Raw genomic sequence first — 6,696 nt, 5'->3', positions numbered from 1 at the left:
GTATAGCCATATCAAACAACTTTGAGTTTAAAAACCCTACTACCCATTCCCATTAAAACCTGCCCTTAATTTCGAGACCTCTATTTGAAAAATACAATTAGCCTTAAAATTTTAAAATAAATTTCCGCAACCAATTAATTGCATATATATTTGCAATCATTTGATTGCAAATAGGAATTATTTATGAGAAGAGATGTATTTCAGGCCATTGCCGATCCTACCCGCCGGGCTATTATTAGCCTGCTGGCTTTGCAGGCCATGACGCCCAACGCCATTGCCGAACATTTTCAAAGCAGCCGTCAGGCTGTATCCAAACATATCCAAATCCTGAGCGAATGCCAGTTGGTTAGCCAAAAACAAACCGGCCGCGAAATTTATTATCATTTTAACGCTCAAAAAATGAAAGAAGTGGATGTTTGGATGGACCAGTTCCGCGCCCTGTGGGAAACGCGCTTTAGCCAGTTAGATAACGTATTACAAAACCTAAAAAACAAACAATCATGACAAACAACGAAGCTGTATTTACCAAAGACCTGCAAAACAAAAAGCTAAATGTGATAAGAACTTTTGATGCGCCGATCAGTTTAGTATGGCAGGCCTGGACCGAAAGCGAGATCCTCGACCAGTGGTGGGCCCCTAAACCCTATCGCGCCGAAACCAAATTCATGGACTTCAGGGAAGGTGGTTACTGGCTGTATCAAATGGTTGGCCCTGAGCACACAGAACATCCCACATGGTGCAAGGAAGAATACAAAACCATCATCACAGCGCAAAAAATCACCAACGCGGTTTCATTTAGTGATGAAAATGGTGTAACAAATACAAATTTCCCTGTCATGAACTGGGAAAAGAATTTTACCGGCGAGGGCGAGCACACCACCGTTAACATAGATATTTATTTTGATAAAGTGGAGGATATGCAAGCCATTGTTGGCATGGGCTTCCAGGAAGGTTTCACTGCCGGCTTAAGCAACCTTGATCATTACCTGAGTACGGCTTTCAAAATCAGGAAAGATCTGAAGCCCAATAACTCGGCAAGGGTTACAACTTATTTAAACTTTCCCGGCAATACCGAAGAGGCTTTAAACTTTTACAAAGAGGTTTTTAAGGGCGAATTTACCGGCAAAAAACTTACGCGTTTTAGTGATATAGAATTGCCTGCTGAGGTTCAGATGAACGAAGCTGATAAGAAATTGATCATCCATGGTGAACTTACCATTATGGGCGGCCACGTACTGATGGCAACCGATGCGCCGGAAAGCATGGGTTTCAAATTACAAACCGGTAATAATATGCACATTAACGTTGAACCCGAAAGCCGCGAAGAAACTGAACGTTTGTTTAACGAACTTTCGGCCGGAGGCAAGGTGAGCATGCCCTTGAGCGATATGTTCTTTGGAGCATACTTCGCAGAGCTTACAGATAAGTATGGTATTAACTGGATGCTGAATTACCAAAAAGTCTAAACTGGAATTTCGATTATTAAAGAATGTCCATTAGGAATTTTCTGGTAAATAGAAACTACGCCGCAGCCACAATCAAAACCAATTAACTACTCAACTATTCATTCAATCACCTTTCCCCCATCAACCAAAATCATTAGCTTTGATCATACCAATTAAGCTACTCTATGAAATTAGTATCCTATAAAACCGAAGACCGCGAACATCTTGGCGTTTTTGTTAATGGCCATATCTATAATTTAAACTCATGCGATAAGCTGATCCCCGATAACATGAACGAATTTTTATGGGGCGGGCCCGAACTGATGGTACACGCTGCACGGGTTAATGAAGATATCCGGTCGGGGAAAATAGAGGCTAAAGAGGAATTGTTTTTTGAACTAACCGCCCCTGTACCGCACCCAACATCATGTCGCGATGGTTATGCGTTCAGGCAGCATGTGGCTTCGGCCAGGCGCAACCGTAAGTTGGATATGATACCGGAGTTTGACCAGTACCCTATATTTTACTTCACTAATCACAATGCCATACAAGGTCCCGGCGAAATTGAATGCATGCCTGATCATTTCCAAAAGCTCGATTTTGAACTGGAGGTTGCCGTGGTACTCAATAAAAAAGGCCGTAACATTACAGCTGCCGAAGCCGATAGTTTTATTGCCGGTTATATGATCATGAACGATATGAGTGCCCGTACCCTGCAAATGGAAGAAATGCTGCTGAACCTTGGCCCGGCAAAAGGCAAGGATTTTTCGACAGTGATTGGTCCGTGGTTGGTAACGCCCGATGAACTGGAGCAATACAAAGTGCCTGCAAAACCCGGGCATACAGGGAGTGCATATAATCTGGAAATGAAGTGCGTGGTGAACGGTAAACAGGTATCGGCAGGTAATATGGCCGATATGGACTGGACCTTTGCCGAGATCATTGAGCGCGCTGCCTATGGTTGTGATGTGTTACCTGGCGATGTAATAGGTTCAGGTACTGTTGGCACCGGCTGTTTTCTTGAACTGAACGGTACAGGCGTACTTAACAATGCTGACTATGAACCGCAATGGTTACAACCCGGCGACTTAGTAGAAATGGAGATCACCGGTTTAGGCATGCTGGGCAATATTATTAAGAAAGCTGATAGTGATTTTTCGATTTTGAAATTGAAGAAGTAAAGTCCAATAATATAAATTAAAAAACGCGTCATTACGAGGTACGAAGACAACCGACCGAAGGAAGCTCATAAATACCTATAAAAAACAAATTATAAGTATTAATAATCCCAAACTATACAGGGAGACTTGCATAGGTTCTCTGCCAATCGGGGATTGCTTCGTACCTCGCAATGATGGTTGTGAAGAAAATCCATGCCCACCATCAATATATCTGATCTTTCGCCTCTTCAGCTTCAAAGCTACCTGAATTTTGCGGTAGCACCCCGACCGATTTGCCTGGCCTCTACAGTTGATAAGGCCGGGAACGTGAACCTGAGCCCATTCAGCTATTTTAATATTATCAGCGTTAACCCGCCAATATGTGTGTTCTCGCCTTCGCGCAGGGTGAGGGATAATACTACCAAACACACGCTCGAAAATATCAGGGAGGTGCCCGAATGCGTGATCAATATCGTTAATTACGATATGGTGCAGCAAACCTCACTGTTCAGTGTAGAATACCCGCAGGGCATTAATGAGTTTATCAAATCGGGCTTAAAGCCAGTACCATCGCAATTGGTAAAACCTCCGCGCGTAGCCGAATCATATGTGCAGCTGGAATGTGTGGTGAATGAGGTAATTGAATTAGGACAAAGTTATGGTGCCGGGAACCTCGTACTTGCCGAAATCAAGCTGATGCACATCAGTGATGCCGTTTTAGATGCAGAGGGCAAAATAGATCAGGCAAAAATAGACCTGGTAGCCCGCCTCGGCGGAGATTGGTATTGCCGTGTAACTAAAGATAACCTCTTTAGGGTAGCCAAACCAAACACTAAAATAGGTATTGGGGTTGATGCACTGCCTTATGCCATTCGTAACTCGAGGGTACTTACAGGTAATAACCTCGGACAGTTAGGTAATCTGGAGGCTATACCTAACGATGAAGCTATCGAAGCATTTGCGCTTACTCCAGAAATAAAAGAAGTACTTGACGCTACCATCGGCGATAGCCAAACCCGCGAGTTACAGTTACACTTAAAAGCCAAACAACTGCTGGGAGAGGAAAGAGTAGCGGAGGCTTTGATGGTGTTGTTAATGGAGTAGTTTTACAAAAATTTAAGTACTCCTGATACTCGCTCGAATAATTGTGAAATAACAAAGCTGAAATGCAAGATTATTTCATAAATTCGTATAACATGCTAATAATGAGTTATTATGAAGCAGGAAGAGTTAAACGAACGATACTCAATTGTTGAAAAACTAGTAAGGCTGTTTAAGTTTGAACGGTTTATTCACCTTGCTGTTACCGGTATTTCGCTGGTGATCTTACTTGTAGCTATTTCGCTCATGATCTATAATAAAGAGGCGGGAAAGGCCGAACTATCCTTGATGTTTGGTTCTTCAGGTTTGATAACATATACTGGTGGCCGCCTTTTACGCATGTGGGATCAGGCCTTAAAAATCATAGTAACAGGTAAAATATAAAAGATGAACGATCTGGACAACCTTGAGAAGTCTTCGCGCAGATCGGCCATCATCAGCCTCATTGGCATCCTGATCTTTATTACCTCTTTATTATTTGCCAGCTACAATTTGTTTAATTCAAACAAGGAATTAAAGAAGATACAGTTTGAACTTAGAAAATCTACAGATAGTTTAAGCAAACAGAAAAAAGCAATAGCCGAACTGCAAAACAAGATAAGCGGATTAAAGCTCGACCAATCACAGCTCAACCAATATTTAATAGGCTTAATGGAAAGTACTCAGGCCAACCAGGGGAATGCCTTTGCCGATGGCGGTAGTATTAATTGGGCGGATATTCAGAAAACTATTATTAATTTACCTTCTGGCAAAAGAAAATTAGCGTTAACAATAGCGCTTTTAACCACTTGGAAACAAATTCCCTTTGAATTGGGTAAGAACACGCCCAAATCAAGTTTTGATTCGCCAGGCTACATTCAATATGTATTAAAACAAACAGGTATTAATATTGCCAGAAATAATGCCGAACCACTTTCGGTAACCATAATGAAACAGTATAAAAAAGTTAATAATCCTTTACCCGGAGATCTTATTTTTTATAGAGGGCAGATAGGAAGCTTTGGTTTCTTTTATCTTGGTCAGGGTAATCCAAAGGGGCGGGGTATTGCCATAGGGACTTTACAGGCTGCATTCCCTTTAGGTATTTATGATACCATAAACGTGAATACAGAATATTTTCCTTTCATTGGTTATTATAGGGTTGAATATGATTAAATAAAACCCGGTAAACCGGGTTTTATCTGGAGTAGTCTATATCCCCAGCACCTGTTTCAACTTCACATATCCCGTTTTACTTACCGGGATCTTAGCACCCGATTTCAGGATAGCCAGGTGGGCGTCTTTTTCGTATGGATCAATACGGGTGATCTGTTGTATAGCTACGATGTATGAGCGATGAACGCGTACAAAGTGATTAGGGTCAAGCGTTTGCTCAAAGAAGCTCATGGTTTTATTTTTGAGGTATGAGCCTTCTTTGGTGATCACGCTTACATAATCGTCGTCGGCTTGCAGGTATTCCACATCAGCAACGGGGATGATCTTTACTTTGGTGCCCGTTTTTACCACGATGCGCTCGTGCTGTGCTGGCGATTGGGTAGCGGCAGTTTCCAATAATTCTTCTGTTTGTTTAACAGCAGGTTTTGGAGCTGCCGAAGCAAGGAATTTCTCAACCGCTTTATTAAAACGCTCTTTACTGAAGGGTTTTAATAAATAGTCAACCGCGTGGGCCTCAAAAGCTTTTATGGCATATTCATCAAAGGCGGTGGCAAATATTACAGCAGGGGGCTGCTCAACCAGTTCAAGCATTTCAAAGCCTGTAATTTTAGGCATCTGGATATCTAAAAAAACAAGGTCGGGCTGATATTGCTGAATAGCTTTGAGGCCTTCAAAGCCATCGTTGCATTCCTGTATAAGTTCAATGTCTTTAAAATCAAGCAGGTATTCCCTTACAACCATGCGGGCTAAAGGTTCATCGTCAATAATTAAAGCTCGCTTCATAGTTGCGGTATTTTTATAATGGTTGTGTACAGATCATCGCTCGCATGGGTTTCCATTAAATCATTGCGGGCATACAGCAAATATAATCGCCGTTGCACTCCCCGCAAACCAAAACCTGTACCTTTTTTTGGTTTTGATGTTTGTGGATCATACGGGTTCTGTACCATTAAATTCAGGTAGCCATCTTCAATCTCACCACGAATACTTACGGTAACATCGCCAATAGTATCATAGAGGCCAAATTTAATAGCGTTTTCAACCAAAGGTTGTAACAGCATAGATGGTAATATTGCAGATCCGCATTTGGGGTCACAGCTTATCTCTGTTTGTAAACGGTGCCCAAAGCGCACTTTTTCTATATCGAGGTATAAATTAAGATGCGCCAATTCTTCGGTAAGACTAACCTGTAACTGATCATCCTTTTTAAGTGTTCCCCGTAAAAAGTCGGATAACTGGTGGATCATCCTGCGGGCCTCATCGGGCTTAAAGCCGATAAGGGCATTGATGGAGTTAAGACTGTTGAACAGGAAGTGGGGTTGTAATTGCTGCCTCAGGTTATATAGTTCTGCCTCGCGGGCCAATTGCTCGGCTTCGGTTTTACGTTTCAATGTTTCTTTTTGATCGAGTTGTGAAAACCATAGTAAGCTGATCATTGCCATCCAGCCGATAGCTAAAAAGTCGGTAAAAAAGCGGATGGTTAATGACTGGGCCAGGAAACCGGTGTAGATCTGGTCGGTATTAATAAGCGGTAAAAGGTAACGGCAGCCGGCTGTGCAAATACCGCCGAGCGCCACGCACCATATAAACAGGTTAATATAGCTGCCCTTACCCGGTTGGTAGTAGCGCAAGTTATTATTGATAAGCCAGCATGCACATGAAAGCAATATGGCGCTCATTAGGCCATCGGTTGCGGCGGTGAACCATAAAAACCCAAAACTATGAATGATATACGTTTGCAATGCAGCCCAGGCCAGGCCGCATATTACAAATGCCGCGTATAGTTTTGATGTTTGTATTGATGGGACTTCCAAAACGGGTTGCTTTCTGTGGTT

The 6,696-nt window shown here is 42.4% G+C and carries 8 protein-coding genes; 6 read left to right on the top strand and 2 right to left on the bottom strand.

What is annotated here, in order from left to right; all coding sequences use genetic code 11:
- Positions 1–183 precede the first annotated feature (183 nt).
- The 6 genes from AC1DUD_RS22380 to AC1DUD_RS22355 all read left to right on the top strand — a co-directional run bounded on the left by AC1DUD_RS22380 (position 184) and on the right by AC1DUD_RS22355 (position 4,861).
- The gene (locus tag AC1DUD_RS22380; protein ID WP_091217982.1) at positions 184–504 is read left to right on the top strand and encodes an ArsR/SmtB family transcription factor; all 321 of its coding nucleotides are present in this window, start codon (positions 184–186) and stop codon (positions 502–504) included.
- Positions 501–1,466 (top strand): SRPBCC domain-containing protein, encoded by a 966-nt coding sequence (locus AC1DUD_RS22375; RefSeq protein ID WP_477378497.1) that lies wholly within the window; start codon positions 501–503, stop codon positions 1,464–1,466. The genes AC1DUD_RS22380 and AC1DUD_RS22375 overlap by 4 nt, the downstream gene beginning before the upstream one ends.
- A gap of 164 nt (positions 1,467–1,630) precedes the next feature.
- Positions 1,631–2,626 (top strand): fumarylacetoacetate hydrolase family protein, encoded by a 996-nt coding sequence (locus AC1DUD_RS22370; RefSeq protein WP_477378495.1) that lies wholly within the window; start codon positions 1,631–1,633, stop codon positions 2,624–2,626.
- A gap of 192 nt (positions 2,627–2,818) precedes the next feature.
- Positions 2,819–3,709: a flavin reductase family protein gene (locus AC1DUD_RS22365; protein ID WP_477378493.1), complete on the top strand. Its 891-nt coding sequence runs from the start codon at positions 2,819–2,821 to the stop codon at positions 3,707–3,709.
- Between the two features lie 111 nt (positions 3,710–3,820).
- On the top strand, positions 3,821–4,090 hold the full coding sequence (locus tag AC1DUD_RS22360) for a hypothetical protein (protein ID WP_477378491.1): 270 nt from the start codon (positions 3,821–3,823) through the stop codon (positions 4,088–4,090).
- A gap of 3 nt (positions 4,091–4,093) precedes the next feature.
- Positions 4,094–4,861 (top strand): NlpC/P60 family protein, encoded by a 768-nt coding sequence (locus tag AC1DUD_RS22355; protein WP_477378489.1) that lies wholly within the window; start codon positions 4,094–4,096, stop codon positions 4,859–4,861.
- 36 nt (positions 4,862–4,897) lie between these two features.
- On the opposite strand, the gene AC1DUD_RS22350 is transcribed toward AC1DUD_RS22355, so the two are convergent.
- Entirely contained in the window at positions 4,898–5,644 is a 747-nt protein-coding gene (locus AC1DUD_RS22350; RefSeq protein ID WP_477378487.1) for a LytR/AlgR family response regulator transcription factor, read from the bottom strand.
- Entirely contained in the window at positions 5,641–6,675 is a 1,035-nt protein-coding gene (locus AC1DUD_RS22345) for a sensor histidine kinase (RefSeq protein ID WP_477378485.1), read from the bottom strand. Before AC1DUD_RS22345 ends, AC1DUD_RS22350 begins: the two co-directional genes overlap by 4 nt.
- Positions 6,676–6,696 lie beyond the last annotated feature (21 nt).

The organism is Mucilaginibacter sp. P4_A11, from assembly GCF_056402535.1.
This window is presented reverse-complemented; position numbering and strand designations above follow the sequence as displayed.